Source organism: Vreelandella arcis, assembly GCF_900103865.1.
Lineage (GTDB): Bacteria > Pseudomonadota > Gammaproteobacteria > Pseudomonadales > Halomonadaceae > Vreelandella > Vreelandella arcis.
This window is the reverse complement of record NZ_FNII01000037.1, coordinates 1-1,561: the sequence shown is the minus strand read 5'-3', so window position 1 is coordinate 1,561 and position 1,561 is coordinate 1. Positions and strand designations below refer to the sequence as shown.

General features: G+C 56.3%; 1 protein-coding gene. It reads right to left on the bottom strand.

What is annotated here, in order from left to right; genetic code table 11:
- Positions 1 to 164: 164 nt before the first annotated feature.
- A complete protein-coding gene (locus BLR97_RS19480; RefSeq protein WP_089708590.1) occupies positions 165 to 1,466 on the bottom strand; it encodes an IS1380 family transposase in 1,302 nt (433 codons plus the stop codon).
- Between the last annotated feature and the right edge of the window lie 95 nt (positions 1,467 to 1,561).

Sequence of the window (1,561 nt, the reverse complement as noted above, 5' to 3'; positions counted from 1 at the left end):
TAGCCTGGATTTCTCATAGCACCTCAGCCAGTACCGCACTCAGGCTGTAACACCGTTAAATACCTACTGGTTCGACTTACATCGGCTACTTTTTAACCACTTTCCGTCGTTCAGACACACCTCCCCCTTTCCCCCATTGCGTCGGGCCGGGGGCGCCCGAGCAGTCAGTTCGGCACCAACCGCCTGACGAGATCGGATAGCGCCGTTTTATAGGGGTAGCTGTCACTCATGAGTACGCGGATTCGACGCGTATTGCGGATGATGACCGCGCCTACCTTGATGAGCTTGAGCCTCAGGTTGCTAGGACTCATGCGCGCGAAGGGCGTGTGCTTCAGGTAAGTCCGCAAGCGCTCGAACAGCGTATAAGCGAAGCCCGACAAGATCAGCCGCCATTGATTGGCCCACCAGTGCGTGCTGGAGGTACGGTCAGCGAACAGGCTCAGTTGTTGATCCTTGATCCGGTTCTCCATGTCACCCCGGGCACAGTACTGCTCGTAGTAAAGCTTGAAGCCGTCATCGTAACGGGAACTGATGATAAACCGGGGATTAGAGCCCAGCTCGCCTTCTTCCAGGCGGGCCACCACCCAGCGTGGGTAATTCCAGGAGCGGGCTTGATACGGGAATCGGAACATCTCCGCCACTTTTCCTCCTACCTGCCATTGGGTCTTGCGTACCAGCATCATGGGCACATCCACTTCCTTGAGCAGCCGGCTGTTCTTGGCGATTCCCACGATGTAGTCGACGTGATGCCGATCGCACCAGTTCAGCATCCGGGGACGACAAAAGTGGCTATCACCTCGTAACACGATGCGAGTATCGGGCCAGTATTGACGGATAAAGCGTACCAGTAAGGCGAGGATCGCCCAGCTATGGCGGCTGTCGCTGCGGTCACTGGTGCGCAGATAGCTCACCAGTAAGTGGCGCCCACAGAAGACATACAGTGGGAAGTAGCAGTGGTGATCGTAATAACGGTTAAAGAACTTGCCGGGTTGCTCGCCATGCACGGGGATGTCGGTGCCATCAAAGTCCAGCACGATCTCCTTTGGTGGTTCGTCATGCTGTTCAATGAAGTGATGCCACAGCAACTCATGGGCCTTCACTATTGCTTGCCGATCGGCGTTCTGCTCCACCCGGCACAGCGTCGACTTGCCTGCCAGCGTATCCTCTTCACCGAGCGCTGTCTGAAGGGCCTGATCATGGCGCAGGGCCTCATGGTCGTTGAAATCTTCGTAGCCAGCGGCGACACCGAACACCCGCTGACGAACCAGAGTGTCGAGCTTATGACGAACCTGTTCTGGTGCGCGGGGATCAAGAAGCACGGCGGCCAAGCGGCGTGTCAGGCGATGCTGTTTATCGACTTCACGAAGCAGGAGTAATCCGGCGTCCGACGTGATGTGGCCCCCGGAGAAGTCGGCTTCAATTTGGCGGCGCGAGAGTGGCGAGAAGGTCAGCTTTTCAGGTACCATTTTGGAAGCGGCTGTTGGTGCTTGATGGATTGGTTAGGTTCTTGAAATCATAGCACTTTCAGCCGCTTTCTATTATCCCCTGTGAGAAATTCGGG